Here is a 2,069-nt window from a genome sequence, read left to right on the forward strand (position 1 = left end):
TTTTTTAATTCATCGCTATTACCCTAAAGGAATAGTAATGTTTATTCACAAAATAAGTTGCGCAAGAATGATCACTTTTCCTATTTCTTTTCACTACTCTATCTTAGGAGGCTTTTATAAATGCGTTGTCTTAGAAGGCTGTTTTATAACAGTCTTCGAAGAAGACACATTGTGGAATGTCATTGTATTCCTAGCACTTCATACTGTTCTACATTGTGCTATGGTCAAAGTTTACAGAAAGGCTTTAGCTAATAAAGCTATACGATAAAAATTTTGGATTAAATACTGAAAAAAGTTTTTAAAAAAAGACAAGAGAGGCAACAGAAAATAAATTTTAGATAAAAAAAAGTAGATTTTACAAAAACACAGATATTAAAGACATAATCTATAAAAAAAGTAGTTCTGATTTTGGGATTTTAAAGTATAGATTCAGGCTTCCAAAATTCCCCTTAAGGAGAATAAAAGTTGTGCAAAACAAAACGCATAAGACGTTTTTAACTATAGCCTGTTCAAAAAAAATTTCTTTTTTCTTGTGCAAAATACATAAAATTCATACCATAAGGTATGGAAATTTTTTGAGGTGTTTTCCTGTGAACTCTTCTTTTTACTCTAAAAGAGTTTTCTGGATACTGATAGCCAATGGATTAAACCATGGTGAAATTTTGATTTATAGTTTATTAATTCCTTGGATTACTCTCGACTTCTTTCCTCATACTTCTTTTATGATGCGTTTGGTTTGGGGATATTGTGTTTTGGCTATGGGGATCGTTACCACTCCGTTGGGATCATTTTTTTTTTCATGGATTGCACAATACAAAGGCCCCTTATCAGGAATGCGCTGGTGCTTACTGGGAAATACACTTTTGACGAGCCTTTTTATTATGTGTCCAACATATGAAGCCCTAGGAATTTTGTCACCTATGATCTTTTTTTTTCTTCGATTTTTCAAAGGAATTTTTTCTTCGGGACAAACCTCTATTTCTAAAATTTATGTCATAGAGGAAACCGTTAAAGATAAAGAATACAAATTTTCCTACCTATATCAATTTTCTTCTATGTTTGGATATGTGGGAACAAGCGTTCTTTCAAATATTTTAATAGAAAAGCTTAATCTTTCTTGGAGATGGGGATTTTTTCCATTTTTATTGCAAGCAGGAATCGGAATGACATGTTTTGCATCGCAGTGTAAAAAACAAGAATTCAAAAAATATGAAAAATTTGTTTTCTTTCCCAATAAATATACGCTCCAATACCTAAAACGTCATTGTAATTTGATCGCTATGGTCACGTTTACTACTGGACTAACACATATCACCTGGAACTTAACATTTATTATTATGAATAATTTGATTCCATTTGCAACATCGATATCTTTTTCCACAATACTTGGATCTAATCAGTGGTTAATGGGAATAGACACAGTGTTAATTCTTATCCTTGGTCCCCTGCTAGAACGATACAAGCCAGAAAAAATTTTAAAAATTGGAAGTCTTGTTTTAGGAATATCTCTTCCTGGATGTTTTGCCTTATTAGATGTATTTTCTTATCCAATAACACTAGCTATTGTACGGTTGTGGATTTTAGTGTGGGGAATTGTTTTTTCTTGTCCTTTATATATGTGCTACAAGCGTTTTTGCCCCAAAAAAGAAGTTTACCTGATTGTAGGGGCAGGCAACGCCTTGGGGGGAAGTATTATTGGGAAATTAACTCCGCTTTTAACATTGTGGATATACAGCAAAACAAATAATTTTTTTTCTATAGGAATATACGCAGGGGGAATAGCGCTTCTTGCTTGGGCAACACTAACCTTCGTAAAACAGCAAGAGTGATAAAAAAACAGTGAAAAAGTTGCAAAGCTCCTTCTGCTGTGCTTTCTGCTGCCACTGTGACGCCGCAAGCCAAAAAAGCTTTATCCCAATTGATCTGACCAGAATTAATAGCATCAGACCCGATGGTTGATGCCATGGAAAGCCCTGCATGTAAAATCTTATGAGTCAAGAAGTCCAAACAAGGCTCTGCTGGAGTATTTATAACATAATCAAAAACTTTCGCATCTTTTGGTAAGGTGG

General features: G+C 33.7%; 3 protein-coding genes. 2 read left to right on the plus strand and 1 reads right to left on the minus strand.

The genetic code is table 11. The features are described 5' to 3' along the window. Both HE1_RS09305 and HE1_RS00920 read left to right on the plus strand, forming a co-directional pair. Positions 1 to 268, plus strand: a 268-nt coding sequence (locus HE1_RS09305; protein ID WP_035543589.1) for a hypothetical protein, incomplete at its 5' end; no start/stop codon positions are given. Positions 269 to 467: 199 nt separating this feature from the next. Next, positions 468 to 1,829 (plus strand): MFS transporter, encoded by a 1,362-nt coding sequence (locus HE1_RS00920; RefSeq protein ID WP_035543591.1) that lies wholly within the window; start codon positions 468 to 470, stop codon positions 1,827 to 1,829. On the opposite strand, the gene HE1_RS08565 is transcribed toward HE1_RS00920, so the two are convergent. Beyond that, a partial coding sequence (locus HE1_RS08565) for a hypothetical protein (RefSeq protein ID WP_162531140.1) occupies positions 1,756 to 2,069 on the minus strand: 314 nt, incomplete at its 5' end. The genes HE1_RS00920 and HE1_RS08565 overlap by 74 nt on opposite strands.

Source organism: Holospora elegans E1, from assembly GCF_000648275.1.
GTDB classification, from domain to species: Bacteria; Pseudomonadota; Alphaproteobacteria; order Holosporales; family Holosporaceae; genus Holospora; species Holospora undulata_A.